This window comes from Komagataeibacter xylinus NBRC 15237 (assembly GCF_001571345.1).
GTDB lineage: Bacteria > Pseudomonadota > Alphaproteobacteria > Acetobacterales > Acetobacteraceae > Komagataeibacter > Komagataeibacter xylinus.
Genome location: NZ_BCTP01000003.1, coordinates 63,508 through 89,047 on the forward strand (window position 1 = coordinate 63,508; position 25,540 = coordinate 89,047).

General features: G+C 65.3%; 28 protein-coding genes. 18 read left to right on the plus strand and 10 right to left on the minus strand.

Annotated elements, in window-relative coordinates; genetic code table 11:
* Positions 1–29: 29 nt before the first annotated feature.
* The 4 genes from GXY01S_RS01940 to GXY01S_RS01955 all read right to left on the minus strand — a co-directional run bounded on the left by GXY01S_RS01940 (position 30) and on the right by GXY01S_RS01955 (position 3,769).
* Positions 30–374 (minus strand): hypothetical protein, encoded by a 345-nt coding sequence (locus GXY01S_RS01940; protein WP_061271707.1) that lies wholly within the window; start codon positions 372–374, stop codon positions 30–32.
* A gap of 163 nt (positions 375–537) precedes the next feature.
* A complete protein-coding gene (locus GXY01S_RS01945) occupies positions 538–1,476 on the minus strand; it encodes an LpxL/LpxP family acyltransferase (protein WP_082770676.1) in 939 nt (312 codons plus the stop codon).
* The gene (gene lpxK, locus GXY01S_RS01950) at positions 1,473–2,459 is read right to left on the minus strand and encodes a tetraacyldisaccharide 4'-kinase (RefSeq protein ID WP_061271708.1); all 987 of its coding nucleotides are present in this window, start codon (positions 2,457–2,459) and stop codon (positions 1,473–1,475) included. The genes GXY01S_RS01945 and lpxK overlap by 4 nt, the downstream gene beginning before the upstream one ends.
* Positions 2,459–3,769 (minus strand): 3-deoxy-D-manno-octulosonic acid transferase, encoded by a 1,311-nt coding sequence (locus GXY01S_RS01955; protein ID WP_061271709.1) that lies wholly within the window; start codon positions 3,767–3,769, stop codon positions 2,459–2,461. Before GXY01S_RS01955 ends, lpxK begins: the two co-directional genes overlap by 1 nt.
* Positions 3,770–3,917: 148 nt before the next feature.
* Between GXY01S_RS01955 and GXY01S_RS01960 the strand changes: the two genes are divergently transcribed.
* Together GXY01S_RS01960 and moaA are read left to right on the plus strand one after the other, a co-directional pair.
* Positions 3,918–4,148, plus strand: a complete 231-nt coding sequence (locus tag GXY01S_RS01960; RefSeq protein ID WP_061271710.1) for a DUF3553 domain-containing protein — start codon at positions 3,918–3,920, stop codon at positions 4,146–4,148.
* 4 nt (positions 4,149–4,152) lie between these two features.
* Entirely contained in the window at positions 4,153–5,172 is a 1,020-nt protein-coding gene (gene moaA / locus GXY01S_RS01965; RefSeq protein WP_061271711.1) for a GTP 3',8-cyclase MoaA, read from the plus strand.
* Positions 5,173–5,175: 3 nt separating this feature from the next.
* Here moaA and GXY01S_RS01970 read toward each other — a convergent pair whose 3' ends face one another.
* Entirely contained in the window at positions 5,176–6,039 is an 864-nt protein-coding gene (locus tag GXY01S_RS01970; protein ID WP_061271712.1) for a class I SAM-dependent methyltransferase, read from the minus strand.
* A gap of 56 nt (positions 6,040–6,095) precedes the next feature.
* Between GXY01S_RS01970 and GXY01S_RS01975 the strand changes: the two genes are divergently transcribed.
* From GXY01S_RS01975 to GXY01S_RS01995, 5 genes are all read left to right on the plus strand, one after another.
* Positions 6,096–6,857: a ComF family protein gene (locus GXY01S_RS01975; protein ID WP_061271713.1), complete on the plus strand. Its 762-nt coding sequence runs from the start codon at positions 6,096–6,098 to the stop codon at positions 6,855–6,857.
* Between the two features lie 77 nt (positions 6,858–6,934).
* A complete protein-coding gene (grxC, locus tag GXY01S_RS01980) occupies positions 6,935–7,195 on the plus strand; it encodes a glutaredoxin 3 (protein ID WP_061271714.1) in 261 nt (86 codons plus the stop codon).
* Between the two features lie 9 nt (positions 7,196–7,204).
* On the plus strand, positions 7,205–7,678 hold the full coding sequence (locus GXY01S_RS01985) for a DUF1178 family protein (RefSeq protein ID WP_061271715.1): 474 nt from the start codon (positions 7,205–7,207) through the stop codon (positions 7,676–7,678).
* A gap of 46 nt (positions 7,679–7,724) precedes the next feature.
* A complete protein-coding gene (locus GXY01S_RS01990; protein WP_370664418.1) occupies positions 7,725–8,252 on the plus strand; it encodes a DUF2147 domain-containing protein in 528 nt (175 codons plus the stop codon).
* 46 nt (positions 8,253–8,298) lie between these two features.
* On the plus strand, positions 8,299–9,534 hold the full coding sequence (locus tag GXY01S_RS01995; protein WP_061271716.1) for a lactonase family protein: 1,236 nt from the start codon (positions 8,299–8,301) through the stop codon (positions 9,532–9,534).
* A gap of 31 nt (positions 9,535–9,565) precedes the next feature.
* Here GXY01S_RS01995 and ubiG read toward each other — a convergent pair whose 3' ends face one another.
* Positions 9,566–10,315, minus strand: a complete 750-nt coding sequence (gene ubiG / locus GXY01S_RS02000; RefSeq protein WP_061271717.1) for a bifunctional 2-polyprenyl-6-hydroxyphenol methylase/3-demethylubiquinol 3-O-methyltransferase UbiG — start codon at positions 10,313–10,315, stop codon at positions 9,566–9,568.
* A gap of 156 nt (positions 10,316–10,471) precedes the next feature.
* Here ubiG and GXY01S_RS02005 point away from each other — a divergent pair, with 156 nt between their 5' ends.
* From GXY01S_RS02005 to prfA, 6 genes are all read left to right on the plus strand, one after another.
* Positions 10,472–11,725, plus strand: a complete 1,254-nt coding sequence (locus GXY01S_RS02005) for an aspartate kinase (RefSeq protein WP_061271718.1) — start codon at positions 10,472–10,474, stop codon at positions 11,723–11,725.
* A gap of 8 nt (positions 11,726–11,733) precedes the next feature.
* Positions 11,734–12,813, plus strand: a complete 1,080-nt coding sequence (locus GXY01S_RS02010) for an NAD(P)H-dependent flavin oxidoreductase (RefSeq protein WP_061271802.1) — start codon at positions 11,734–11,736, stop codon at positions 12,811–12,813.
* Complete coding sequence (locus GXY01S_RS02015; protein WP_061271719.1) at positions 12,810–13,949, plus strand: helix-turn-helix domain-containing protein; 1,140 nt, start codon at positions 12,810–12,812, stop codon at positions 13,947–13,949. The genes GXY01S_RS02010 and GXY01S_RS02015 overlap by 4 nt, the downstream gene beginning before the upstream one ends.
* A gap of 135 nt (positions 13,950–14,084) precedes the next feature.
* Positions 14,085–15,245 carry a flavodoxin-dependent (E)-4-hydroxy-3-methylbut-2-enyl-diphosphate synthase gene (gene ispG, locus GXY01S_RS02020; protein WP_061271720.1) on the plus strand — a complete coding sequence of 387 codons (1,161 nt, stop codon included), beginning with the start codon at positions 14,085–14,087 and terminating at the stop codon, positions 15,243–15,245.
* A gap of 89 nt (positions 15,246–15,334) precedes the next feature.
* Positions 15,335–16,591 carry a histidine--tRNA ligase gene (hisS, locus tag GXY01S_RS02025; protein ID WP_061271721.1) on the plus strand — a complete coding sequence of 419 codons (1,257 nt, stop codon included), beginning with the start codon at positions 15,335–15,337 and terminating at the stop codon, positions 16,589–16,591.
* 2 nt (positions 16,592–16,593) lie between these two features.
* On the plus strand, positions 16,594–17,655 hold the full coding sequence (prfA, locus tag GXY01S_RS02030) for a peptide chain release factor 1 (RefSeq protein ID WP_061271722.1): 1,062 nt from the start codon (positions 16,594–16,596) through the stop codon (positions 17,653–17,655).
* A gap of 12 nt (positions 17,656–17,667) precedes the next feature.
* Here prfA and GXY01S_RS02035 read toward each other — a convergent pair whose 3' ends face one another.
* On the minus strand, positions 17,668–18,129 hold the full coding sequence (locus tag GXY01S_RS02035) for a hypothetical protein (RefSeq protein ID WP_061271723.1): 462 nt from the start codon (positions 18,127–18,129) through the stop codon (positions 17,668–17,670).
* A 30-nt stretch (positions 18,130–18,159) separates the two neighbouring features.
* Between GXY01S_RS02035 and prmC the strand changes: the two genes are divergently transcribed.
* Both prmC and GXY01S_RS02045 read left to right on the plus strand, forming a co-directional pair.
* Complete coding sequence (gene prmC / locus GXY01S_RS02040; protein ID WP_061271724.1) at positions 18,160–19,023, plus strand: peptide chain release factor N(5)-glutamine methyltransferase; 864 nt, start codon at positions 18,160–18,162, stop codon at positions 19,021–19,023.
* A gap of 274 nt (positions 19,024–19,297) precedes the next feature.
* A complete protein-coding gene (locus tag GXY01S_RS02045) occupies positions 19,298–19,852 on the plus strand; it encodes a DUF4167 domain-containing protein (protein WP_255210342.1) in 555 nt (184 codons plus the stop codon).
* 45 nt (positions 19,853–19,897) lie between these two features.
* Here the strand turns inward: GXY01S_RS02045 and GXY01S_RS02050 are convergent, their stop codons facing one another.
* Together GXY01S_RS02050 and GXY01S_RS02055 are read right to left on the minus strand one after the other, a co-directional pair.
* The gene (locus GXY01S_RS02050; protein ID WP_061271726.1) at positions 19,898–20,155 is read right to left on the minus strand and encodes a hypothetical protein; all 258 of its coding nucleotides are present in this window, start codon (positions 20,153–20,155) and stop codon (positions 19,898–19,900) included.
* Between the two features lie 31 nt (positions 20,156–20,186).
* Entirely contained in the window at positions 20,187–21,464 is a 1,278-nt protein-coding gene (locus GXY01S_RS02055; RefSeq protein ID WP_061271803.1) for an adenosylmethionine--8-amino-7-oxononanoate transaminase, read from the minus strand.
* A gap of 61 nt (positions 21,465–21,525) precedes the next feature.
* Here GXY01S_RS02055 and GXY01S_RS02060 point away from each other — a divergent pair, with 61 nt between their 5' ends.
* Genes GXY01S_RS02060 through bioD form a run of 3 tightly spaced genes read left to right on the plus strand, consistent with a single transcriptional unit; the run spans position 21,526 to position 24,760 of the window.
* On the plus strand, positions 21,526–22,719 hold the full coding sequence (locus GXY01S_RS02060; protein WP_061271727.1) for an aminotransferase class I/II-fold pyridoxal phosphate-dependent enzyme: 1,194 nt from the start codon (positions 21,526–21,528) through the stop codon (positions 22,717–22,719).
* A complete protein-coding gene (locus GXY01S_RS02065) occupies positions 22,716–23,366 on the plus strand; it encodes an alpha/beta fold hydrolase (protein ID WP_061271728.1) in 651 nt (216 codons plus the stop codon). The genes GXY01S_RS02060 and GXY01S_RS02065 overlap by 4 nt, the downstream gene beginning before the upstream one ends.
* The gene (gene bioD, locus GXY01S_RS02070) at positions 23,363–24,760 is read left to right on the plus strand and encodes a dethiobiotin synthase (protein ID WP_061271729.1); all 1,398 of its coding nucleotides are present in this window, start codon (positions 23,363–23,365) and stop codon (positions 24,758–24,760) included. The genes GXY01S_RS02065 and bioD overlap by 4 nt, the downstream gene beginning before the upstream one ends.
* 66 nt (positions 24,761–24,826) lie before the next feature.
* Here bioD and lexA read toward each other — a convergent pair whose 3' ends face one another.
* The gene (lexA, locus tag GXY01S_RS02075; RefSeq protein ID WP_061271730.1) at positions 24,827–25,498 is read right to left on the minus strand and encodes a transcriptional repressor LexA; all 672 of its coding nucleotides are present in this window, start codon (positions 25,496–25,498) and stop codon (positions 24,827–24,829) included.
* Between the last annotated feature and the right edge of the window lie 42 nt (positions 25,499–25,540).

The following is a 25,540-nucleotide window of genomic DNA, read 5'->3' on the forward strand; positions in this document are numbered from 1 at the left end:
GAGGATGGTGTAACCGTCGCTGACCTGTTTCAGGCGGCGGCGGTTGCCCCATGCGCCAGCACCGGGCGGATGGCGTGAAGGGCGGCTTCAAAGCTGCTGTAGGTGGCAAGCTGGCGGTCGCGGATCTGGTCAACAAGTACCCAGCCCATGCCCTCGGGGCGGACCATGTAGGCAGGCCGGGCATTTTCGCGCACCCAGACCAGCACATGCTCGATATCGGGCTCGTTTTCATCGTTGTGATCGGAGATGTCCGCATCACACAGGCCCATGCACGCACCGGCTTCAAGCCAGCGCATCAGGTATTCGCGGTGGCGGGGCAGGAAGCCCTGCCGCAGGGAAACAACATTGGTGGCGGAAGCCTGCCTGGTCATCATGTGCATTCCGTTGGCCCTCTGACTGTCTTGGCGTGACAAGATAGGAACAACGCTATTCCTGCATGGCAGCTTTGCCAAACTGAATTTCAGGCAGAAAGCCGCACAAACAGGCAGAAACAACACCCTGTGGCAAAAAAGCAATATTTTGTAGCATACATGGCTATTATTTAGGCTCTTCAGTAGGCATTTGCCCATTCCATCGGCGATGAATCCAGAGCCAACTGCCCGGCTGCTGCCGGATCGTGCCTTCAATCCAGTCATTCACCTGTTGCGTCAGAGTCATCTGGTCCGCAGCACGGTTGCCGCTATCAGGCAGGTTGATGGGGGGATAGACATGCATGCGCAGCCGTGCCGGGCCGATGCGCTCGATATAGCCGGGTATGACGGGGCAGCGCAGCCTGAGCGCCATGGCCGCCATGGCGCCCGCCGTCATGGCAGGCTGGCCGAAAAAGCGGGCGGCGACTCCATCATTCATCTTCTGGTCCACCAGCATGCCCAGATGACCGCCCTTGAGTATGTGGGCCAGCGCATTGCGCGCGCCACGTGCCCCCTTGGCAAACAGCGGCACGGGCGCGCCCATCGCATCATTGCGCAGGTCGCGCAGGATACGATCGACAAGCGGGTTGTTCGGCGCGCGGTAAAACGAGGAGAATGGCAGTCCGTACCGCGCCACGGCGGGGGGCAGCATCTCCCAGTTGCCAATATGGCCGGATACGAAAATGGTCGGCCCGCCCTTCGCCGCCTGCGCGACGAGGTGTTCCTCGCCCACCACATCCCAGCCGGGGCCGCCATCCGCCGGGTTGCGGGGCAGGGTGGCAAGGTGGGGGAACTCGCCAGCGTTGCGGCCGATATTGTCCCACATGGCGCGGATGACGGCGCGGCGCATTCCGCCATCAAGTTCGGGCATGGCCATGCGCAGATTGGCATCGGCTATTTTCGAGATGGGCAGGCGCGGCCCCACCGTGCGGCACAGCCACCCGCCAAGGTTGGAGGCCCGCACCGGGCCAAGGCGACGGAAGAGGGCCGCAAGCGCGCGCACCAGGGCCGCTTCAAGGTGCATCTGCCGTGTGGGGTGTTGTGCCTGGGGCTGTTCTGCTTTCATCTCTGTGTCGTGCCCAGCCATAGATCCAGTATCCGTTCGGGCATGGCGGGGTTGGTCCATGCCAGTTGCAGGCCCACCGTATGCACCTCCGCCCGCAGGGCGGCATTGAGGCGCACGGCATCCTTCTGTGTTGTAACAAGGCAGCCCCCGGCCTGTGCCGCAAGTCTGTGCAGCCGGGCCTGCTCGGTTGCGGTATAGGCGTGATGATCGGGAAAGGCGAGGCAGCGGGCGGGGTGAATGCCGCGCTGCGCCAGCCCCTCGAAAAACTTGGCGGGCCGCCCGATGCCCGCAAAGGCGATGATGGGCCGGTTACGCGGTACCGATTGCGTGTCGGGTTGCAGGGTTGCTGCAAAACGGGGCAGTCCATCAGGCAGGCGGGTTGCAATGCCCTGCTGGTCACCGCCCATGATGACGACGCCACCGGCGCGGGCGAGTGCCGTGGCCACCGGCTCGCGCAGGGGGCCAGCAGGCAGCACGCGGCCATTGCCAAAACCGACCGCGCCATCAACTACCACCAGCGCCAGGTCCTGATGCAGGGTGGGGTTCTGGAACCCGTCATCCATCAGCAGGCAATCCGCGCCATCCGCCACGGCGCGGCGTGCCGATACAGCGCGGTCAGCGCCCACATAACATGGTGCGATGCAGGCCAGCAGCAGGGGTTCGTCGCCCACGTCGCGCGCGGTGTGACGGTTCGGGTCAACCCGTGTGCCTGCCCGCGCCCGGCCACCATATCCGCGTGAAAGAAAAGCGGGCCTGCGTCCGCGGCTTATGGCGCGCTGTGCCAGATCCATCACCAGCGGCGTCTTGCCCGCGCCACCCACGCCAATATTGCCACAGCACAGCACCGGCACGGGTGCCTGCCATGATGCACGGCGCAGGCGGCGTGCGGTTGCGGCAGCATAAATATGGGCAAGGGGGGCAAGTAGCGCCGCCGGAAGGCCAGCATTGGTGGCTGGCCGCCACCAGAAGGCGGGTGGCTGCATCAGCGCGGGTCCAGTGCAAGAAGGGCGTGGGCTATGCGCCTGACCAGCGCGGAATCGGGTAGGGCGTGCTGCTTGGCGTATGCGCCTGCCTTGTGGCAGGCATCAGGGTTCTGGAGTAGCGGGATAAGCCACTGGGTAATATCGGCCGGGGTTTCGACAAACCGCACGCTATCTGCCATCCGGCCATAAGCCTGGCGGAAATTGCCGATCAGTGGGCCGCTGGCCACAGGGCAACCGGCCCGCGCGGGTTCCAGCGGGTTATGGCCACCGCCCGCGCAGCCCGGCAGGCTGTTGCCCATCAGCACCGGTGCGCCAAGGGCAAGGAACAGGCCCATCTCGCCCAGCGTATCACAGATCCATAGTCCGTCCTGCGCGGTAGGGGCCTGCCCCAATGCGCGGCGCGGAGGGCTGGAGGGGGCATGTGCGGCAATATCCGCGCCGCGTTCGGGGTGGCGGGGGATGAGGATGGTCAGGGCATCGGGCACCATCTGCCGCACAAGGGCGCTGGCGGCGATGATGGCGGCGTCTTCTCCCTCATGGGTGGAGGCCGCGACCCAGACCGGCCGACCGGCCAGCATGGCTTGCAGTTCGGCCAGCGCCGTGGGGTCATGTGGCAGGGGGGGGGCCGCATCCTTGAGGTCGGCAATCAGGTCGATCCGGGTTGCGCCGCCCTGTTGCAGGCGGGCTGCATCTTCCGCGCTGCGGGCCATGACCCACGTAAAGGCCGAGAGCATGCGGGCCAGCAGGCAGGCGGCCCGGCGCCAGTGAGCCAGCGAACGGTCGGACATGCGGCCGTTGAGCAGGGCCAACGGCATATGACGCGCGTGGCAGGCCGCAATCAGGTTGGGCCAGAGTTCGCTTTCCACCAGCGCACCCACGTCAGGCCGCCAGTAATCAAGAAACCGCGCCCCCCACCGTGGCACGTCCAGCGGCGCGAACTGCGCAATGACCCACTCCTGTCCGGCCATGGCAGGCAGGCGGTCATGCAGGATGGCATTTCCCGTGACCGTGCCGGTCGTGACCAGAACGTGCGGCGCGGAGGCAGCATCAAGTAACTGCTCAATGACCGGGAGGAGGGCAACCGTCTCGCCCACGCTGGCCGCATGCAGCCACACCAGCAATCCCGGGGGGCGGGGCCGGGTGGCCAGGCCGCGACGCTGGGGCAGGCTGTCCCGGGTTTCCTTGCCGCGCGCCAGCCTGCGGCGCAGGTTGAGGCGCAAAACAGGGGCCAGCAGGGCAGACAGGCCATGCCATCCCGCCCCGAGCAAGGCTCCGCACAGGCGACCCCTTGTGGCGGGGCGTTGGGTCATGCCTGTACCGGCCGGGAAAAGGGTGTGCGCATGTCCTTGCGGTAACATGCCTTGTGATGGGGGAAAAGGCGGGGCAGCAGCGGCAGGCAGGCTGTTTTTTTGTTGAATACCCGCCAATGGGGTTTAATAAGGCCCGCACCGGTCCGATATGCCGGTCATGACCCCCATGCAGGAACCGCGCAGCATCATGGCCCCTCCACCTTTCCGGTCCTTTCTCGTTCCGGGGCAGATAGTCCGCCACCCCGAGCACCCGGAATGGGGCGATGGCGCGGTGCAGTCGGCCATTGGCGAACGCGTTACGGTCATGTTTCCCCATGCAGGCAAGGTGATGGTCAATGCCATGGTCGTGCAGCTGACCGTGCTCTCCCAGGGTTTGTGACTGCATGAACCATGCCCCGCTACCCGATTCCTACGGCCGCCTGCTGACCTACCTGCGCGTGTCAGTCACCGACAGGTGCGACATGCGCTGCATCTACTGCATGGCCGAGGACATGACCTTCCTGCCCAAGGCGGAAATCCTGTCGCTGCCCGAACTCGAGCGCCTGTGCGCGGCCTTCATCGGCCACGGTGTGCGCAGGCTGCGGGTGACCGGGGGCGAGCCGCTGGTGCGGCGCGATGTCATGTCCTTCTTCCACGAAATGGGCAAATGGCTGCACCGTGATACCGGCCAGCCGGGGCTGGATGAACTCACGCTCACCACCAATGCCAGCAGGCTGGCCGAATTTGCCGATGGCCTGCATGCCTGTGGCGTGCGCCGCGTCAATGTCAGCCTTGATTCGCTTGATCCCGCCCGCTTTGCCCGCATCACCCGGCGCGGCAACCTTGCCCGCACGCTTGATGGCATCCGCGCGGCAAGGGAGGCAGGGCTTGCGGTGCGCATCAACACCGTGGCCATGGCGGGCGTGAATGAAGATGAATTCGACACGCTGATTGCCTGGTGCGGCGAGATCGGCGCCGATCTGTGCCTGATCGAGACCATGCCCATGGGCGAGACGGGCGAGGACCGCACCGATCATTACCTGCCACTCTCGACCGTGCGCCGCAGGCTTGAGCAGAACTGGACGTTGCAGCCGCTGGCCTATCGCACCGGCGGCCCGGCGCGTTATGCCCGCATTGGCCAGACGGGCCAGCGCATCGGCTTCATCACGCCCATGACCCATAATTTTTGTGAAAGCTGCAATCGCGTGCGCCTGTCATGCACCGGCAGGCTTTACACCTGCCTTGGCCATGAAGGCTCGACTGACCTGCGCGCCCCCCTGCGCGCGGGCGAGGATGACGTGGCGATGATGGACCATGTCCGCGCCGCCATCCTGCGCAAGCCGAAGGGGCATGATTTCCTGATCGGGCGCGATGCGGATGATCCCGCCCGCGTGCGGCGCCACATGAGTGTTACGGGCGGCTGAATGTTACGGTGGCCCGCGAAGCGCCTCCTCCAGGCTCACGCTGAACTGGCCGGGCCGCAGCGGCCGGGGTTGCGTGGGGGCAGGGGCCCAGCCGGTCATGACCGCGATGTGCAGCGACTGCGCGATACTGCCATCGGCATCACGCGGCAGGCGGCCCAGGACCTCGGCCAGCAGGGCAGGGGATGTCAGGCCACGCGCGCGCTGGCACAGGGCATTGGTCTCGCCTGCGTGGCGCAGATCGGCCAGAAGGCCCATGGGCGTTGCGTAACTCAGTTCGATCACATCGGCATCGGCCACCGGCAGGGCAAACCCCGCGCGTTGCAGCAGGGCCGCGCAGTCACGCAGGCCGGGAAAGGGCGAGACGCGTGGCGAGACACCGCCGCGCTGCGCCATCTCGGCTTCCATCAGCGCCGTGCGCAGGCCGCCCAGCGTGGGCAGCACCGGCATGCAGGCCAGAAACAGCCCATCCGGCGCCAGAACATTGCGCACCTGCGCCAGCAGTCCCGGCAGGTCATTGATCCAGTGCAGCGAAAGACATGCCACCACCAGGTTGAAACTGTGTGGGGCGAAGGGCAGCCATTCCCCATCCATGGCCACGGCAGGCCCGGCATCAAGGGCCGCCATGCGGGGCGAGAGATCGGCGGCAACGGTATGGATGCCGCGCGCGCGCAGGCGCGGAGCCACCACGCCACGCCCGCCAATATCCAGCGCCGTGGCGAACGGGCGCGTGACATCATCAAGGCGGTCGAGCAGGCGGGTGGCGGCTTCCTCCATAACGGGGCGCACCGCCGCCACGTCGGGTGCCGCGCGGTCACGGTGCAGCCTCACGGCATGGCGGTCGAATATCTGCGGCACATCCGGGCTCATGCCCCTTGGTGTGAACCCATGCCCGCACCCTGCCAAGCCCACGATCGTGTGAGCCGATGACCCGTTCCGCCCCATGGTGGCGCAAGGCCGCAACGCCGGTGCTTGACCTGCTGTTTCCGCCCCGCTGCCTTGCCTGTGGGGCGGAGGTGGCGCAGGCCGGGCATCTGTGCGGGGCGTGCGTGGGGCAGATGCACCTGATTACGCCGCCTTTCTGCCGGCGCTGCGCCCTGCCGTTTTCCTCCCGCGCGGCCGCGGGGCCGGACATGACCTGCACCACATGCCAGCAGAACCCGCCGCCGTGGCGCGAAGCCCGTGCCGCCATGATGTATGATGAGACCGCGCGCAGCCTCATTCTGCCGCTGAAATATGCCGACAGCACGGAAAACGTATCGCTGCTGGCACGTTACATGGCCAAGGCGGGCAGGGACATCATGACGGGGGAGAGCCTGTTCATGCCGGTTCCGCTGCATCGCCTGCGGCTGTTTGGCCGCCGCTACAACCAGGCAGCGCTTCTGGCCCGCGCGCTGGCGCGCCTTGCGGGGGCTACGGTCCTTTGCGACGGGCTTGAGCGCATCCACGCCACCCGCCCGCTTGAAGGGCTGGGCCGCAGCCAGCGCCAGCACCTCATGCATGGGGCGATTACGGTGCGGCCGGAGCGGATTCCCGCGCTATCGGGGCGGCATGTCATCGTGGTGGATGATGTGATGACCACCGGCGCCACGCTGGCGGCCTGCGCTGTTCCGCTGCTTGCGGCGGGTGCTACGCGGGTTGATGTGCTTGCGGCCGCGCGTGCCAGTGGCCAGCATGCGCCGCAATAGGATAGGATGACCCGAGACAGACGCATTCGCCCCGGATTATGGGTGGCGGATCAACCCGCAAGCCAAGTGAAGGTTCAATGCCCGCAATCGATATCTACACCCAACCCGGCTGCCCCTACTGCATCCGCGCCGTGCGGCTGCTGAAGCAGAAGGGTGTCTCCTTCAACGAAATCGATGCCCCCTACGGCACGCCCGAACGCGCGGAATCCATCAGCCGCTCGGGCGGGCGCACCACCGTGCCGCAGATCTTCATCGACAACACGCCCATTGGCGGCTGCGATGAGCTGATGGCGCTTGAACGCGCGGGCAGGCTCGATGGCCTGCTGGGCAGGGGCTGACATAACGGCATGATCCGGTATCAGTTGCGCTGTGGCGCGGGGCATGAGTTTGAAGGGTGGTTTCCCGGCAGCGCCGCGTTCGAGCGGCAGGCCGCAGGTGGGCTGCTGTCCTGCCCGCATTGCGGCGCGCCCGACGTAACGCGCGCCCTCATGGCGCCCGCCGTCCATACGGGCATGCCCGCGCGGCAGGCCGAAGCAACCGCAACGCCCGCCACGCCCATGCCTGCGCCCACGCCACCCGGCCATGCGCCACAGGCCATGCCTGATACCATGCTCGCCCTGTTACAGAAAATACGCGAAACGGTTGAGACGCATTGCGACGACGTAGGCGACGGCTTTGCCGAGGAAGCCCTGGGCATGCACCGTGGCGAGCGTGAAGCCCGGGGCATTTATGGTAGCATGACGGAAGAGGAGCATGCCGAACTTGATGAGGCGGGCGTGGAGATCCACGCCATTCCATGGGTCCGGCGCGCTGACAGCTAGAGGGTAGACGCAAGCGCGCTTCGGGGCACTGACCGGAATGCGCGCCATGTCGGGGGAACGATTCAAGATGCACGACACAAAACGGAACACGACCCTGCGCCAGAAGGGTGGCCGCATCCTCCGGGCGTTCGCCCTGCCGGGCATGGCCGCGTTATGTGCCATGGCGGTCGGGCTGGCTTCCCCCGTCGCCGCCCATGCCGACGGGGCGGAGATTATTGGCCGGTGGATGACCAAGGACCATGATGGCGTGTTCGAGATCAGCCAGTGCGGGCAGGAAGTGTGCGGCAGGCTGGCGGGGCTGCGCTACACCACTGACATGCCGCGCGACAAGCGGGGCGAGCCTGAATGCAACCTGCCCATGCTCAACGGGTTTACACCTGACCCCGAAACGAAGGGGCACTGGAATGGCCACGTTACCGATCCGGATACGGGGCATGTGTACCATGCCAAGCTGTGGGTCTCGCAATCGGGCGACCTGAAGCTGCGTGGCTTCGTGGCGGTGCCTTTATTTGGTGAAACCGAAACATGGACCCGCTATACCGGAGATATCGGCCCTGCGTGCAAACTGCCGTAGCAAGCAATAAAAACAGTTCCAACTGACCAGGATCGCCCCTTCTGTCATGAGCACAACCCTCTCACGCCGCACCTTCGCCACCGCCCTGGCCGCCACTGTGCCCGCACTCTCCCGGCGCGCCATGGCGCAGGCCCAGACCGCGCCGAGCAAGCCGCGCACCATCTGCTACATCGGTGGCTACACCCAGCATGCCCCGCCGGGCGGGGCCGGCAACGGGCAGGGCATATCGGTGTTCGAGATGAACCCCGATACCAGCAGCCTTTCCCCGCTCATGACCTATGTGGATATCGCCAGCCCGTCCTTCATGGCCATGTCCGGCGATTTCAGGCATCTCTACGCCCTGAGCGAGATCGATGATTTCAATGCCAACAAGGAAGGCTGCGTCACCGCGTTCTCGGTCAACCGTTCAAGCGGGGAACTGACCAAGCTCAACGTCATGCGTTCAGGCGGCGCCGTGCCCGCGCATCTGAGCATCCATGCCTCGGGCAGATACGTGCTGGTGGCCAATTACATGGGCGGCACGGTTGGCGTGCTGCCCATCCACCCCGATGGCAGCCTTGGCGATCCGACCGATGTCGTGCACAACACCGGCCCGCGCATGCCCGACCGCGCGGCGGACAACCCGCCGGGCAACTTCGCCATCAGCGATCATTCCATGTCGCATGTGCACATGGTGGCCTCCGACCCCTCGGGCCGCTACGTTCTGGCCTGTGATGCCGGGCTGGACCGGGTCTATGTCTGGACGCTCGACCTGCATACCGGCCGCCTCGTGCCCGCCAAGACACCCTTCATCGCCATGACGCCGGGTTCCGCCCCGCGCCATTTCTCCTTCAACGAGAAGGGGACGATGATCTACATCCTGGGCGAGCAGGATTCGAAAGTGGTCGCCGCCACTTTCAACCCGCAGACCGGCGAGATCGTGCCGCAGCAGACCGTCAGCACCGTGACCCCGCATTTTCGCGGCAGCACGCTGGCAGCGGGCATCCTGCTCTCGCCCAACGGCAGATATCTGTACGTGTCAAACCGGCTGGGCGATTCGCTGGCCAGTTTCCACGTGAACGATGACGGCACGCTCAACCTGGTGGAAGAAATATGGATGCATGCCGATTATGGTCGCGCCATGATGTTCGACCCCAGCGGCACCTTTCTGTTCTGCGCCAACCAGCGCAGTGATTCGGTCACGTCGTTCAAGGCCAATGCCCAGACCGGCGTGCTCGATTTTACATGGAACTTCACCCCCGTGGGCAGCCCGACCACCTTCGCGTTCATGAACACGATCTGAGTGGCCTGACCACAACGGGCGCGCAGCTTCCTCAGTCGCGCACGAGGGCCGCGATGTAGTTTACCGCCATGTCGCGGCTCTCGCGCCAGCCACCCAGGCCGGGCACCATGCCCGCCACATCGGTCACGCGCAGGCCTGCGCGGGCGGCGTACTGGCCCAGCTCGGCGGGCGTGATGAACTTCTTCCAGTCATGCGTGCCCACGGGCAGCAGGCGCAGCACGTATTCCGCCCCGATCTTGGCCATGGCCATCGAGCGCCATGTGCGGTTCATGGTCGAGACGACCATGACCCCGCCCGGCTTGAGCAGGCTGCCCAGCATGCACAGGAAAGCGGCCGGGTCGGTCACATGCTCGATGACCTCGAGGGCGGAAATCGCGTCAAACCGCGCATGATGGGCCACAAGTTCCTCGGCGCTGCCGCAACGATAAGCCAGCGGGCCTGCGGATGCGGGCAGGGGGTGGTGGCGCAGGTGCAGCCGCCCCGCCGTGATCGCCGCCTGGGAGGCATCAAGCCCGGTCACGTCAAAGCCCGCGCGGGCAAAGGCCTCGCTGGCCAGCCCCGCGCCGCAGCCGATATCGAGCAGCGTGCGCCGGGTGCCATCCTCCGCCACGGGAGCGGGCAGGTGGCGCATGGCCCAGCCCGTGCGCAGGTCGTTCATGGCGTGGAGCGGGCGCATGGGACCCGCGGGATCCCACCACCGGGCAGCGAGATCGCTGAAATGGGCGATTTCATCCGGGGCGACGGAATCCGCTGACACAACGGTCGAATCGTGATGTTGCATGGGTGCACCGCCTTTCAATTGGCTTTCTCCCGCTGGACGCGGAAGCTGGGGAGATGTATGTGACGCGGCTTGCGCATAACGCAATGCCCCGGATTGGCCAACAGGCCCCCGTTCCGGATATGCTGAAGCCCGAGCCATAATGGAGCCATTATTCCGATGTCCCCTACCGTACCGCGGATCGTGATGAAATTCGGCGGCACTTCTGTCGCTGATCTTGACCGGATTCGGGCCGTGGCGGAAAAAGTCCGGAAACAGGTCGAGGCCGGATGCGAGGTTGCCGTTGTGGTTTCCGCCATGTCTGGTGTGACCAACCGCCTCGTCGGTTACTGCCGCGATCTTTCCGCAACGCATGATGAACGCGAATACGATGCCGTCGTTTCCACCGGCGAGCAGGTGACCAGCGGGCTGCTTGCCATCGCGCTGCAGAAGCTGGGCATCAACGCCCGCTCCTGGCTGGGCTGGCAGATTCCGCTGCGCACCGATAACGCCCACGGCAAGGCCCGCATCGAATCAATCGACGGCACGGCCCTGATCGAAAGCATGAGCGCGGGCCAGGTGCCGGTCGTGGCAGGTTTTCAGGGCATTGGGGAAGACGGGCGCATCACCACGCTGGGCCGTGGCGGCTCCGACACCTCGGCCGTGGCGCTGGCCGCGGCACTGAAGGCGGATCGCTGCGACATCTACACGGATGTGGACGGAATCTATACAACCGATCCGCGTATTGTTACCAAGGCACGCAAGCTGGACCGCATCACCTATGAGGAAATGCTGGAGCTGGCGTCGGTTGGCGCCAAGGTACTCCAGACCCGGAGCGTGGAACTGGCCATGAAGAAGCGCGTGCGGGTGCAGGTGCTCTCCAGTTTCAATGACGGGCCAGCACCATCGGAAGGGCATCTGCCCGGTTCATTAGTCGTGGATGAGGACGAAATCGTGGAACAGGAACAGGTCGCCGGAATTGCCTACTCCCGGGACGAGGCGAAGGTTTCCGTCCGCCAGCTTCCCGATCGGCCGGGTATTGCCGCCGCCGTGTTCGGCCCGCTGGCCGATGCCAACGTGAACGTGGACATGATCGTGCAGAGCACCGGCGATGACGGCATGACCAACATGACCTTCACCATTGGCAAGACCGACCTCGCGCGCGCCATTGCGGTGCTGGAAGACACGCGCGCCACCACCCGCTACGCCGAACTGCAGACCGATGACAGCGTAGTCAAGATCAGCGTCGTGGGCGTGGGCATGCGCTCGCATGCCGGTGTGGCCAGCACCATGTTCCGCACCCTGGCCGAGCGCAACATCAACGTGCAGGTCATCTCGACAAGCGAGATCAAGGTCTCGGTGCTGATCGCCGCCGAATATACCGAGCTGGCCGTGCGCGCGCTCCATACCGCCTATGGGCTGGATGCGGCGTGAGCACGACCATGTCCGCCATTCCTGATGCCCCGTCCGCCCTGACCGACCCCGCGCGCCGTACCGAGGCCCGCGCCCGGCTCGACCACCTGTGGGGGCGTGGCACGCGCTTTCTGGGTAGCGAATACGCGCTGCTGGCCGGGGCCATGTCGTGGGTGAGCGAGCGCAACCTTGTCTCGGCCATTTCCAATGCGGGCGGCTTTGGCGTGCTGGCCTGCGGCGCGATGGAACCCGACCGCCTGGCCGAGGAAATTGCCGCGACACAGGCCCTGACCACCCGCCCGTTCGGCGTGAACCTGATCACCATGCATCCCCGGCTTGATGATCTGGTGCAGGTCTGCATCAGGGCAGGCATTACCCATGTCGTGCTGGCAGGGGGCATCCCGTCCGGCCCGGTCATCCGCGCCATCAAGGATGGGGGTGCCAAGGTCATCGCGTTCGCGCCCGCCTTCGTGCTGGCCAAGCGGCTGGTGCGCCTGGGCGTGGATGCGCTGGTGATCGAGGGATCGGAAGCGGGCGGTCATGTCGGCCCCGTGTCGCTGACGGTGCTGGCGCAGGAAATCCTGCCCCATATCCATGACGTGCCGGTGTTCGTGGCAGGCGGGCTGGGGCGGGGGGATGCGATCCTGTCCTACCTTGAGCAGGGCGCATCGGGCGCGCAGCTTGGCACGCGCTTTGCCGCCTCACGCGAGAGCATCGCGCATGAAAACTTCAAGAAGGCCTTCATCCGCGCCAACGCGCGTGATGCCGTGACATCGGTGCAGCTTGACGAGCGTTTTCCTGTCATTCCGGTGCGGGGGCTGAACAATGCCGGCACACGGTGCTTCATGCAGCACCAGGCGGAAACGCTGCGCCGCTTTCAGGATGGTGAACTGACCAAGGAAGCCGCCCAGCTCGACATCGAGCATTTCTGGGCGGGTGCCCTGCGCCGCGCCGTGATTGATGGCGATGTGGAGAACGGATCGGTCATGGCCGGGCAGTCAGTGGGCATGATCACCGCAGAGCAGCCGGTCAGCGAAATTATCAATCAGCTGGTCGATCAGGCCATCGATGCCCTGATCCGTCAGGAAGAGAGGGCCCGCTACGGATGACCGATGGCAAGCGCATTTTCCGCGGCAAGGCAACGCCGGGCACGCCCGCGTCAGCACCTGGTGCCACTCCCATAGCCTCGGTCGGCGACATGCTGCGCGCGCGCCGCGAGGAACTGGGCTGGAACCTGCCTGATGTCGCGGCATGGCTGCGCATCCGCCTGCCTTACCTGCAGGCCCTTGAGGAGGGACGCCCCGGCGAACTTCCCGGCTCGGCCTATGCCATCGGCTTTTTGCGCAGCTACGCCAATGCGCTGGGGCTGGAAGGCGAACAGCTTGTCGAACGCTTCAAGATAGAAAGCCGCGGGGCCTTTACCCGCAGGGCTGAACTGTCCTTTCCCGTGCCGCTGCCTGACCGAGGGCTGCCAACCGGCGTGCTCCTGCTGTGCGGCCTCGTTATTCTGGTGGGTGCCTATGCGGGATGGTACAAGCTGACCGGCTCGCAGGGCATTCACGACCTTCCGGCCAAGCTGACCCTGCCGGGCCTGTCATCGGGCACGACCGCGTCGCCGCAGGTGGCCTCCGTGCTGCCGCCTACAGATGAACGGCCCGCGCCACAGCCCCTGCCACCGCAGGAGCGCGATGCGCTGACCGGGGTGCCCGACACGCTGCCACCGGCAGCAGTGCTCCCGCCCATGCCAGCACCTGCCGCTCCCCCGCAGCCGCTCGAGAAAATGGGCGAGGACCGTAACGTGCTGGCCCAGCAGGCTTCGCCCGCGCCAGCATCCGTACCCTCTGCCACCGCGACCGACAGCGTAACCCTGAACGCATCGGGCACGACCTGGGTGGAGGTGCGCAAGCACGGCGGCCCGGTGCTGTATGAGCACGTACTTCATGCTGGCGATACATGGCAGACGCCGCCCGGCCAGTCCGGCCTGGAACTGACCGTGGGCAACGCTGGCGGGCTGACACTTGCGGCAGGCGGGATCACGACCCAGCCGCTCGGCCGTAATGGCGAAGTGCGGCACAATATTCCGCTCAGCCCGGCGGGCGTGGCTGATGGGTCGGTGCTGCAAGCCGCACCGGCGGAAAATATCCACCCGCCAATGCCTTCATCCATGCAGCCAGGCGGCACAACCGCCACAGGGGGCGGCAATAATCTCTCTCCGCCCCTCCCACAGCACATCAATCCAGAGTAAAAGGGTCTCCTACGGCATGGTCCACACTGTGGTCACCATGCCGGGAACCGGCATGTAACAGACCAACGGGCCGTGCCACGCCCCGCCACGGCGGGCCGGAGCACACACCGCCGCCTTAATGTGGAGGGCACAGAAATGAGCAGCTATCGTCCCTATCAGCACATCGAACGCCGCAAGTCGCGGCAGATCCATGTCGGCAACGTGCCGGTCGGTGGTGATGCCCCGGTTTCGGTGCAGACCATGACCAACACGCTGACCACCGATGCCGAGGCCACGATCGCGCAGATCCGCCGCGCCGAGCTTGCAGGCGTCGATATCGTGCGCGTGTCCTGCCCCGATGAGGAGAGCACGAAGGCGCTCGCCGAGATCGTGCGCGAAGTGAACGTGCCGATCGTGGCCGACATCCACTTCCACTACAAGCGTGCCATCGAGGCCGCCCGGGCCGGGGCCGCGTGCCTGCGCATCAACCCCGGCAACATCGGCAGCGCCGAGCGCGTGCGCGAGGTGGTGAAGGCTGCGAAGGACCACAACTGCTCCATCCGCATCGGCGTCAATGCCGGTTCGCTGGAGAAGCACCTTCTGGAAAAATACGGCGAGCCCAACCCCGAAGCCCTGGTGGAAAGCGCGCTCGAACACGCCAGGATTCTTGAAGATCATGACTTTCATGAGTTCAAGATCAGCGTGAAGGCATCGGACGTGTTCATGGCGGTCGCGGCCTACCAGCAGCTTGCCGATGTATGCGACCACCCGCTGCATATCGGCATTACCGAGGCGGGCAGCAAGCGCGCGGGCACGGTCAAGTCCTCCATCGGGCTGGGCAACCTGCTCTGGGCGGGCGTGGGTGACACGATGCGCGTCTCGCTCTCGGCGGAGCCGGAAGAGGAAGTGCTGGTTGGCTGGGATATCCTCAAGTCGCTCGGGCTGCGCCACCGTGGCGTGAAGATCATTTCCTGCCCGTCCTGCGCGCGGCAGGGCTTCAACGTGATCGAGACCGTGCAGACGCTGGAAGATCGCCTGGCCCATATCAAGACGCCCATGACGCTGTCGATCATCGGTTGCGTGGTCAATGGCCCCGGTGAGGCGCTGATGACCGATATCGGCGTGACCGGTGGTGGCTCAGGCCGACATATGGTCTATTCCGCCGGCAAGCAGGATCACACCATGCCCGCCGGTGACATGATCGAGCATATCGTGGACCTGGTGGAAAAGAAGGTGGCCGTGCTGGAAAAGGCGGATGCCGACAACACCCCCGCCGAGGAAATGGCCCGCGAGGCCACCATGTCCACCACGGACTGAATCAAACGCCGCGTGTCCGGCCAAGGGGTGCGCGGCCCGGCCGGTGGCCTGCACGCGGGCCATTGGCGTGAAGACAGGAATATCGCGTAGTGAGCAGCTTACAGCCCGTTCGTGGCACCCATGACCTGATTGGTGAGGAACGCAGGCGGTTCAACCATGTAGTGGAAACCGCGCGCCGCATTGTCGGCCTGTACGGGTTTGATGAGTGGTCGACCCCCGTGTTCGAGGATACGCGGGTCTTTTCGCGCTCGCTGGGCGATACGTCGGATGTTGTCTCGAAAGAGATGTACACATTCGAGGACCGTGGCGGTGAATCCCTGACCCTGCGGCCCGAGGGCACGGCAGCCATCTGCCGCGCGCTGGTCACCAACGGCCTGACCCAGTCCCTGCCGCAGAAGGTGTTCTACGCCGGGCCGATGTTCCGCTACGAGCGCCCGCAGAAGGGGCGCTACCGCCAGTTCCACCAGATCGGTGCCGAACTGCTGGGTTCAGCCGAGCCGCTGGCCGATGCTGAGGTCATTGCCATGGGCCGCGACGTGCTGCACGCGCTTGGCATTGGCGATGAAGTGGTGCTGGAACTCAACACCCTGGGCGACAGCGCAAGCCGTGATGCCTGGCGCACGGCGCTGATCGCCTATTTCAGCGAACGACGCGCCGAACTCTCCGCTGACAGCCAGGCCCGGCTGGAGCGTAACCCGCTGCGCATCCTCGACAGCAAGGCCCCGCAGGATCGTGCGCTGGTTGCGGATTCGCCCACCATCGCCCAGTTCCTCACACCCGAGGCCCAGGCATTCTGGGATGGCCTGCGCAGCACGCTGGACACGATGGGCGTGCGCTTTCGGGAAAATCCGCGCATTGTGCGGGGGCTGGATTATTACGGCCATACCGCCTTTGAGTTCGTGACCGAGCGCCTTGGCGCGCAGGGTACCGTGCTGGCTGGTGGGCGCTACGATGGCCTCGTGGCCGAAATGGGTGGCCCCGCCACGCCCGCCATTGGCTGGGCGGGCGGGATCGAACGCCTATCCATGCTGCTTGAGGATGTTCCGGCCGAGCCGCGCCCGGTTGCCGTCGTGCCGATGGGCGCGGATGCACAGGCTGCTTCCCTGACCGTGTTGCAGGGCCTGCGGGCTGCTGGCATCCGGGCGGAAACATCCTATCGCGGCAACATGAAGCGCCGCATGGAACGCGCCAACCGCATGAAGGCGTCGCATGTCGTGGTGATTGGCAGCGACGAAATTGCACGCGGCGTGGTCCAGCTCAAGAACCTCGATAGCGGGCAGCAGGCCGAGATACCCTTTGATGGCGTGGCCGCAGCCCTTCAGGCCGGAAGCGCCGCAGGGGGCTGAGCGTGTCAAAATTCGACGAACGCCTGGACCGGATCGTTGGCCGGTGCGCGGAATTGCAGGCCCTGCTGGCTGAAGGTCTGTCGGGCAGCGACTTCGCGCAGGCCTCGCGCGAGTATGCCGAGCTTGAGCCGATTGTCACGCGCGTGAACGCATTGCGCGGGGCGGAAGAAGCCGAGCGCGATGCCAGCCAGATGCTCGCCGACCCCGAAATGCGCGAACTCGCCCAGGCCGAACTCGACGAACTGCGCACGCAGATCCCGACCCTGCGTCATGATATCCGCCTGGCCATGCTGCCGCGTGACGAGGCGGATGAACGCAGCGCCATCCTTGAAATCCGCCCTGCCGCAGGCGGTGACGAGGCCGGACTGTTCGCCGCCGAACTGTTTGGCGCCTATCAGCGCTATGCCGACCTGCGCGGCTGGCGCTTCGAAATTCTGGAATATGACCAGTCAGAACTCGGTGGCCTGCGCGAGGGTATTGCCAGCGTTACGGGGCGCGGTGTGTTTGCGCGGCTGAAATATGAATCGGGCGTGCACCGCGTGCAGCGCGTGCCCGCGACCGAGAGCCAGGGGCGCATCCATACGTCCACCGTTACCGTGGCCGTGCTGCCCGAGGCGGAAGAAGTGGATGTCGAGGTCAATGAGGGCGACCTGCGCATTGATGTCTACCGGGCATCCGGCGCGGGGGGGCAGCACGTCAACAAGACCGAGAGCGCCGTGCGCATCACCCATCTGCCCACCAATATCGTGGTGGCGATGCAGGAGGAAAAAAGCCAGCACAAGAACCGTGCCAAGGCCATGAAGATCCTGCGTGCGCGCCTGTATGAGCGCAACCGCGCCGCCGCCCACGAAACCCGCGCCGCCGACCGGCGCGCCCAGGTGGGCACGGGCGACCGCTCCGAGCGCATCCGCACCTACAACTTCCCCCAGGGCCGCGTGACCGAACACCGCATCGGCCTCACGCTCTACAAGATCGACCGCGTAATGGCGGGCGAACTCGATGAGTTTGTCGATGCCCTGACACAGGAAGAACAGGCCGCCCTGCTTGCGGCGGATGAGGGCTGAGGGAGCACCGGTTCAGGAAGTGGGCGCGGCACACAGGCTGCTATGGCCGGGGTGGCGCTCGACGCTTTCGGGCTCATCTTCATCGACAAGGTAGAATTCGGTGAAATTGCGCGAGGCAATGGCTTCAAAATGATGGCCATCGGGATGATACAGCACGCCTTCGCCGCTGACCTGATGGATCTCGACCTTGCCACTGGGGCGGCGAATGTAAATTTCCCCACACAGGGCGTAGCTGTGGTTGAGGCGCCCCATCGCTGTATCGACATGCACCGTCTGGCTGGTATGGTCCGCGTCGAGGCGAAAGGTGGCGACAAGCTGCTCATCAACATAAAAGCGCTCGGCTTCCGAAATCTCCCCACTGCCATAGTCGTCTCTCACATCGAACGATCCGGCAAGGGCAGGGGACGCACCAGCGCATAGCAGGGCGGTCAGGAACACGCGCGCAAGGCGTGATAAAGGGGCGGGCAGGGACATAATGCCTCAGTATGACGGAAAGCAGCGGCGATGAAAGATGCCATGACACCAGCGCCCACAAATTTGCGCCAGATGTTGCATGAGGCAACGCAACAGTTGCGTGCAGCCAACATCGAGGCCCCCTTGCGCGAGGCCCGCCTGCTCGCCGCCCACGCGGCCCGGACGGATCTTGCCGGGCTGCTGCGCATCGATACGCTGGATGACGCCGCCCAGGCTCGGTTCGCCCATGTGCTGTCCCGGCGCCTGCATTACGAGCCCATGGCCTATATTACCGGGCAGGTCGGGTTCTGGTCGCTTGACCTTGCGGTGTCACCTGCAACCCTCATTCCCCGCGCCGATACCGAAACCCTTGTCGAGGCCGTGCTCGACCATCTGCCTGACCGTAATGCGCTGCTGCGCGTGCTTGATATCGGCACCGGCACGGGCTGCCTGCTTCTGGCCATCCTTGCGGAATACCCGCATGCCCATGGCATTGGCACGGACCTCAACCCGCAGGCAGCGGCTCTGGCCCGCCTTAACGCCACGCGCACCGGACTAGCCACGCGCGGCACCATGCTGTGCTGTAACTGGGCTGATGGGGTGAAGGGGCCGTTTGACCTCGTGCTGAGCAATCCGCCCTATATTCCGCACGGCGACCTGGCCACCCTCATGCCCGATGTGGTGGCGCATGAACCCGCGCGCGCGCTTGATGGCGGACCGGACGGGCTGATCGCCTATCGCGCCCTGGCCCGGATCCTGCCGCACCTGCTGGCCCCCGGCGGCCTGGGCGTGCTGGAACTGGGCATCGGGCAGGACCGGAGCGTGTCCGCGCTCATGCGCGCGGCAGGGCTGTGCGTTGTGGAAATACGCCCCGATCTTGGCGGAATAGGGCGGGCGCTGGTGGTGAAAAAATAATTTGGCAGAAAGAAAAGCGCAGGTTATATTGCCAGAACGCAGGGAAAACGAAAAGCGGGTTGATTGCTGTTCCATTCCCCGCGGGCGATCCCGATTGCAAAACACAAATACAGGCGACCCGAACCCTTGACAGGTTCCGCCACGCGCAGGGATCCGTGTCCGGTGTCGTACCGGACAACCAATATGGCAACAGACGGGACGGGCAGAGACCGCCCCACGGTCCAGGGCAGCGCCAGCGACCGGCAACAGGAAAGTGCTGCGACAGCTTATGAACATGAAACGCATGCGGAGCCGTCACCATCGTTCGGGCGGCAGCAGTGGTGGAACCGTACGCCATAATAATGGCCAGATCCCGTTGAACCGCAACCATGTATTCGACAGCAGTGGTCCGGACCTGCGCGTGCGGGGCACGGCACAGCAACTGTTTGAAAAATACCTGCAGCTTGGCCGCGACGCCAGCGGCAGTGGCGACCGCGTCATGGCGGAAGCCTATTTCCAGCATGCCGAACATTATTTCCGTATTCTCAACGCCATGACGCAGGCGGCCCAGCAAAGCCAGCAGGAACGTCAGGAGCGCATGTCCAGCCGGCAGCCGCGCCCTGTCGAGAACCGCCAGCCCAGCGATAATGCTGCGGATGAATCCGCCGAGCCGACAGCCGAGCAGCCCGCCGTGATCGAGCCTGCGGAAACCGCCCCCCAGCCCACGATCGACGCAGCCCCTGAAGCCGCACCGGCCCCCGCGCCGCGTGCACCCCGCGCCCCGCGCCGCAGCAGCCGCGCCAAGCCCGCCGCGGGCAAGAAGGAAGAACTGGAATCCACCCCGTCCTGACAGACGGACTGACCCCCGCCAGCGCTGCTGCGGGGGTTATTTCATTCAGGCGGCTGGCTTGACCAGTCGCCAGACCTTGCGCTTGCGGCCATCGCTTGCGCCCGGTGCATCTTCCACCGTAACCAGCCCCTGATTGCGCAGGGCCTGCAGGGCCAGGCGGGCATGGTAGGTGCCGAGTTCGGGAAACAGGTCGCCAATTTCCTTGACGGAACGCGCCTGACCATCCGACAGGATCTTCAGTACGATCTGCCGCTTGCTGTCATGATTTGTCATGCGCCAGGATCTATGCTGAAAAAAAGTCATATGCTTCCATACCAGATCAGTCTCTGATGGCCTAGCGCTGATCCGGCCGCAGCCCCGCCAGAACCGTGTGGATTGCAGCGCAAAGGCGGCTGAGTTCGGCTGGCGTGATGGTGAATGCAGGCGTCAGGTAAACGATATTACGGAACGGCCGCACCCATGCACCCTGTGCAATCAGGGCGGTCTTGAGCGCATTCATGTCACGTATGCGGTCCAGTTCCACCACGCCAATGGCCCCCATGACACGCACGTCAACCACATGGGGCAGGGTGCGGCAGGGTTCGAGTTCGGCGCGCATCCGTGCTTCAATACGGGCCACCTGTTGCAGGCGCGGTTCGGTTGCAAACAGGTCGAGCGAGGCATTGGCGCAGGCGCAGGCCAGGGCATTGGCCATGAAGGTCGGCCCATGCATGAGCGCATGCAGCGGATCATCGGACAAAAAAGCCTCGAATACATGCCTGCGCGCAACGGTGGCGGCCAGCGCCATCGTGCCCCCGGTCAATGCCTTTGAAAGCGTGATGATGTCCGGCACGATCCCGGCCTGCTCGCAGGCGAACATCGTGCCGGTGCGGCCAAAGCCGGTAAAGATTTCATCAAGGATCAGCAGCACGCCGTGGCAGTCGGCCAGGGTGCGCAGGGTGCGCAGCACTTCAGGCGCATGAAACAGCATGCCGCCCGCGCCCTGAACCAATGGTTCGGTGATGATGGCGGCAATGCTGCCTGCGTGCTGCGCCAGCAGGGCATCAAGGGCTGCGGTGCTGGCGGCATCGACCGGCAGGTCAGCAATGAAATGCTCGGGCAGCGCGCCGTTATAGAGGCCGTGCATGCCTTCCTCCGGGTCGCACACGGCCATGGTGGCGATTGTATCGCCATGATAGCCGCCGCGGAAGGCCAGCAGCTTTGTCCGCCCGGTCTGGCCCTGGTTGAGCCAGTACTGGATGGCCATCTTCATGGCCACCTCGACCGCGACCGAGCCTGAATCCGTAAAGAATACCCGCTCCAGATCACCGGGCAGCAGGCTGGCAAGCCGGCTTGCCAGCGTCAGGGCCGGTTCATTGACCAGGCCACCAAACATGACATGCGGCATGCGCTCGAGCTGGGCCATTATCGCGGCGCGGATATGGGGGTGGTTGTAGCCGTGGCAGGCGGTCCACCATGAGGCGATGCCATCCAGCAGTTCCCTGCCATCGGCCAGCGTGATGGTGCAGCCCTGCGTGCGGGTGGCGGGCAGTGGGGGCAGGGTGGTCTGCATCTGCGCGTAGGGTAGCCAGACATGCTGCATGCCTCGCTCCAGCCATTCAGGTCCACTCATGCGCTGTCTCCGTGATATTGCATTGGCGGGATTGACCGGGGCGGCAGGCTCCGGCAGGAGAATGCGCTTCATGGCCAGTTTCGACACCCTTTTCCAGACCGCGCTCGACCACATGGCGCAGCGCCATATCTGCCGCGTGCTGCGCCCCGTGCGCCATAGCGGGCCGGTGACCGTTATCCGCGACGGGCGCGCGCTGGTCAATTTCTCATCCAATGATTACCTCGGCCTGTCACATCACCCCGCCCTTGCCGCCCGCGCGGCGCAGTGGCTGCATGAGGACGGAACAGGTGCGGGCGCCTCGCGGCTCGTGACCGGCACGAGTGCGAAGCATATGGCGGTGGAAGCGCGCCTTGCGGCCTTCAAGGGGGCGGAAGCAGCACTACTGCTGGCCAGCGGGTGGCAGGCCAATGCATCGGTTCTGGCGGCCATATTGCGGCTGGCGGCCGATCAGGGCGCGCCCCCGCTGGTCTTTGCCGACCGGCTGAACCATGCCAGCCTGCACCATGGCTGCATGGCGGCAGGCGTGCGGCAGATCCGCTTCCGGCACAACGACCTTGATCATCTGGAAAGCCTGCTGCTGCGCCATGCCGATGATCCGGGCCTGCGGATCATCGTGACGGAAAGCGTGTTCAGCATGGACGGTGACCGCACCGACATCGCCCGCCTTAGCGCGCTGGCGCGGCAACACGGCGCTTTCACCTACGTGGATGAAGCCCACGCCACCGGCGTGCTCGGTCCGCAGGGGCGCGGCCTGTGCGCGGGGCATAAGATCGATCTGGTGATGGGCACGTTCAGCAAGGCGCTGGGCGGGTTTGGCGCGTTCGTAACCGGCTCGCGTGCGTTGTGTGACTGGCTGGTCAATGCCTGCTCGGGCTTCGTGTTCACCACCGCCCCGCCACCTGCCATGCTTGGTGCGATGGATGCCGCTATTGAATGCCTGCCCCAACTGGATGAAGAACGCGCCCGGCTGGCCCGCAACGCAGCCCATATCCGCGACGTGGTGCGCGGTTGCGGCCTGTCGCCCGAGCCCTCGACCACGCAGATCGTGCCCATCATGCTCGGTGATGCCGCGCGCGCCCTGCGCTTTGCCGCAAGCCTTGAGGCGCAGGGCCTGCTTGCCGCCGCCATACGCCCGCCCACGGTGCCGCCCAATGGCAGCCGCATCCGTCTGGCGCTGAGTGCGGCCCATACCGATGCCATGATCGACCAACTTGCCACAGCCATTCCGCTGGCCCTGCAACAGAGCACAGCATGAGCGCCACCCTGCCGCTGGCCTTCGTGCATGGCTGGGCCTTCGATCCTACCTTCTGGGCCACGACCCGTGCGGCCCTTGGCAAGACGCGCACGCGTTGCCTCGACTTTGGCTTCTTCGCCCCGCGCGCCCATATGGAACTGCCGCAGGAGCCCTATATCGGCGTCGGGCACTCACTGGGCACGTTATGGCTTCTGCGTCACCACGGTCCGCTATGCCGGGGCCTGATCCTGATCAACGGCTTCAGCCGGTTCGGGGCCGGGCCGGATTTTACGGCTGGTATCGCCCGGCGCGTGATCGAACGCATGCGGCAGGGATTGCTGCGCGCACCACAGGGATTGCTGCACAGCTTCCGCCTGCGCGCGGGCATTGATTCGCCAGTGCCTGAACCGATTGCGCGCGACCGGCTCGAAACCGGGCTAGAGACCCTGATGGACATGGATTGCCGGGACGACCTGCACCGTACGACATGCCCCATTCATGTCATGGCGGGCACGCAGGATGCCATTGCGCCCCCCGCGCTGACCGAGGCGTGTTTTCCTGCCCGCTCCCTTCAATGGCTGGAAGGCGGCCACCTGCTTCCGCTCACGCATGCCACGGCCTGCGCGGATGCCATCACCACCATGGCCAGACGGATAACGCCATCATGACGCGCAAGGACAGCATTGCCGCCGGTTTCGACTCAGCGCGGAATTATGAGCAGGCGGCCCGGATCCAGCGCATTGCCGCCACCGAGCTGGCCCGGCGCATTGCGGCTGGCATGCGCCTTCATGCCCCGCGCCGCATTCTGGAAATTGGCTGTGGCACCGGATTCCTGACCCGTGAGCTGCGCCGCCTGTTCCCGCATGCCCACATCACCGCCACCGATATCGCGCCGGGCATGCTGCAACGCCTGGCCCACCGCATGCCCGATGACGGGCAACTCGTGCTCCGCCGCATGGATGGCGAAGCGCCAGACCTGACCGGCCCGTTCGACCTGATCTGCTCCAGCCTGGCCATGCAGTGGTTTGCCGACCGCAAGGCAGCCCTTGCCGCGCTGGCCGGCCTGCTGGCGCCGGGGGGGCACATGGCACTGGCAACCCTGTGCGCGGGCAGCTTTCGCCAGTGGCGGGCGGCCTACAGGGCCGTGGACAGGACATGCCCGATGGCCGATTACCCACCCTGCGCCACGTTGCAGGCCGAATGGCCCGATTGTGGCGCAGGGCTGTGGGATGAGGCTGAACTCATTGATACGCCTGCTTCGCCACTGGCCTTCGTGCGTGAACTCCGGGCGATCGGCGCAACTCATACGGATAGCCCCCACACGGCTGGCCTGCGGCGCGTAATGGCTGCGGCAGGTGCGGGGGATGCGCCTTTTGCCGTATCGTATCATGTGGCGTACGGGCAGTTTCACCGTGCGCCATGGCCCGGCGTGTTCGTGACCGGCACGGATACGGATGTGGGCAAGACCGTCGCCTCCGCTGCACTGGTGCGGGCGTGGAATGCCGCCTACTGGAAGCCGCTGCAAAGCGGCACGGATGATGCGCCATCCGACAGCACGAGCCTGCGCCACCTGACCGGTCTTGATGCCACGCGGCTCTATCCGCCCGCGGCGAGTTTCGGGGCCTCGCTCTCGCCCGAGGATGCAGCGCGCCAAGCCCATGCCCGCATCGACCCGGCCCGTATTGCCCTGCCACATCACGACCCTTCCGCAGGCCCGGTGGTGGTTGAAGGGGCAGGGGGCGTGTTTGTGCCAATCGCGCCCGATTACCTGATGATCGACCTGATGGCGCGGCTGGCGCTGCCGGTGGTGCTGGTTGCGCGCAGCACGCTGGGCACGATCAACCATACGCTGCTCAGTCTTGCCGCCCTGCGTGCGCGCGGCCTGCATGTGGCAGGCGTGATCCTGAACGGCCCGCCCGAATCCGTGGGGCGCGATGCCATCATGCGCCACGGGCAGGTCCGTATTCTGGCGCAGTTCCCGCCCATGACGCCCATGGGGCCGGAAGCGGTAGCGCAACTGGCCACCCTGCTGCCGCCGTGGCGTGACATCATGCAGTCATGAGAATGCCGCCTTTTTAAAAGAAAGGCGGCCCTCAGAAACTTTGGGGCTGGCAGCGAGCCGTATTCTTCAATAGCGCCGGATCAGGCCAGCCAGCGTGCCCTGTATGTACACACGCCCTGCCGGAAAAACCCGGGTATCATACGCGCTATTGGCCGGGATCAGCGCAATTTCGCTGCCCTGATGGCGGATGCGCTTGAGGGTGACTTCATCCCCATCAATCAGCGCCACCACGATTTCCCCATCGCTCGCATGGTTCTGCTCACGGATGATGACCATGTCACCATCAAGAATACCGGCTTCCTCCATCGAGTTGCCTGTCACTTCCAGCGCGTAATGGCTGGCCTTGCCCAGCATGTCGGCGGGCACGGTGATGCGGGTGGTCTCGGGGGTGATGGCCTCGATGGGATTGCCCGCGGCAATGCGCCCCACGAAGGGCACGTCCATCACCGCGGCGATCTGTTCAGGGGCGGGCACATCAGGCATGGGCCGGCGCGAATCGGCGGGGCGGGGCGGCGGCGGATCGATATCGGGCAGGCGCAGGATCTCGAGCGCGCGGGCCCGATGATGCCTGCGATGCAGGAACCCACGCTCTTCCAGCGCTGAAATGAGGCGATGAATGCCGGATTTGGAGCGCAGGCCGAGCGCGTCCTTCATTTCATCGAAGGAAGGTGAAAAGCCGGTGCGGCGCAGATGACCATCGATAAACAGCAAAAGCTCATGTTGTTTCCTGGTGAGCATGCCACATGTCCTTTTGCCGTGAGCAGCGCCGCCAATGCGCGA

Bases quoted from the DNA above. Each gene is read 5' to 3' on its own strand.
- GXY01S_RS01940 (WP_061271707.1), bottom strand. From the start codon at position 374: ATGATGACCAGGCAGGCTTCCGCCACCAATGTTGTTTCCCTGCGGCAG.
- GXY01S_RS01945 (WP_082770676.1), bottom strand. From the start codon at position 1,476: ATGAAAGCAGAACAGCCCCAGGCACAACACCCCACACGGCAGATGCAC.
- lpxK (WP_061271708.1), bottom strand. From the start codon at position 2,459: ATGCAGCCACCCGCCTTCTGGTGGCGGCCAGCCACCAATGCTGGCCTT.
- GXY01S_RS01955 (WP_061271709.1), bottom strand. From the start codon at position 3,769: ATGACCCAACGCCCCGCCACAAGGGGTCGCCTGTGCGGAGCCTTGCTC.
- GXY01S_RS01960 (WP_061271710.1), top strand. From the start codon at position 3,918: ATGCCGGTCATGACCCCCATGCAGGAACCGCGCAGCATCATGGCCCCT.
- moaA (WP_061271711.1), top strand. From the start codon at position 4,153: ATGAACCATGCCCCGCTACCCGATTCCTACGGCCGCCTGCTGACCTAC.
- GXY01S_RS01970 (WP_061271712.1), bottom strand. From the start codon at position 6,039: ATGAGCCCGGATGTGCCGCAGATATTCGACCGCCATGCCGTGAGGCTG.
- GXY01S_RS01975 (WP_061271713.1), top strand. From the start codon at position 6,096: ATGACCCGTTCCGCCCCATGGTGGCGCAAGGCCGCAACGCCGGTGCTT.
- grxC (WP_061271714.1), top strand. From the start codon at position 6,935: ATGCCCGCAATCGATATCTACACCCAACCCGGCTGCCCCTACTGCATC.
- GXY01S_RS01985 (WP_061271715.1), top strand. From the start codon at position 7,205: ATGATCCGGTATCAGTTGCGCTGTGGCGCGGGGCATGAGTTTGAAGGG.
- GXY01S_RS01990 (WP_370664418.1), top strand. From the start codon at position 7,725: ATGTCGGGGGAACGATTCAAGATGCACGACACAAAACGGAACACGACC.
- GXY01S_RS01995 (WP_061271716.1), top strand. From the start codon at position 8,299: ATGAGCACAACCCTCTCACGCCGCACCTTCGCCACCGCCCTGGCCGCC.
- ubiG (WP_061271717.1), bottom strand. From the start codon at position 10,315: ATGCAACATCACGATTCGACCGTTGTGTCAGCGGATTCCGTCGCCCCG.
- GXY01S_RS02005 (WP_061271718.1), top strand. From the start codon at position 10,472: ATGTCCCCTACCGTACCGCGGATCGTGATGAAATTCGGCGGCACTTCT.
- GXY01S_RS02010 (WP_061271802.1), top strand. From the start codon at position 11,734: ATGTCCGCCATTCCTGATGCCCCGTCCGCCCTGACCGACCCCGCGCGC.
- GXY01S_RS02015 (WP_061271719.1), top strand. From the start codon at position 12,810: ATGACCGATGGCAAGCGCATTTTCCGCGGCAAGGCAACGCCGGGCACG.
- ispG (WP_061271720.1), top strand. From the start codon at position 14,085: ATGAGCAGCTATCGTCCCTATCAGCACATCGAACGCCGCAAGTCGCGG.
- GXY01S_RS02035 (WP_061271723.1), bottom strand. From the start codon at position 18,129: ATGTCCCTGCCCGCCCCTTTATCACGCCTTGCGCGCGTGTTCCTGACC.
- prmC (WP_061271724.1), top strand. From the start codon at position 18,160: ATGAAAGATGCCATGACACCAGCGCCCACAAATTTGCGCCAGATGTTG.
- GXY01S_RS02045 (WP_255210342.1), top strand. From the start codon at position 19,298: ATGAAACGCATGCGGAGCCGTCACCATCGTTCGGGCGGCAGCAGTGGT.
- GXY01S_RS02050 (WP_061271726.1), bottom strand. From the start codon at position 20,155: ATGACTTTTTTTCAGCATAGATCCTGGCGCATGACAAATCATGACAGC.
- GXY01S_RS02055 (WP_061271803.1), bottom strand. From the start codon at position 21,464: ATGAGTGGACCTGAATGGCTGGAGCGAGGCATGCAGCATGTCTGGCTA.
- GXY01S_RS02060 (WP_061271727.1), top strand. From the start codon at position 21,526: ATGCGCTTCATGGCCAGTTTCGACACCCTTTTCCAGACCGCGCTCGAC.
- GXY01S_RS02065 (WP_061271728.1), top strand. From the start codon at position 22,716: ATGAGCGCCACCCTGCCGCTGGCCTTCGTGCATGGCTGGGCCTTCGAT.
- bioD (WP_061271729.1), top strand. From the start codon at position 23,363: ATGACGCGCAAGGACAGCATTGCCGCCGGTTTCGACTCAGCGCGGAAT.
- lexA (WP_061271730.1), bottom strand. From the start codon at position 25,498: ATGCTCACCAGGAAACAACATGAGCTTTTGCTGTTTATCGATGGTCAT.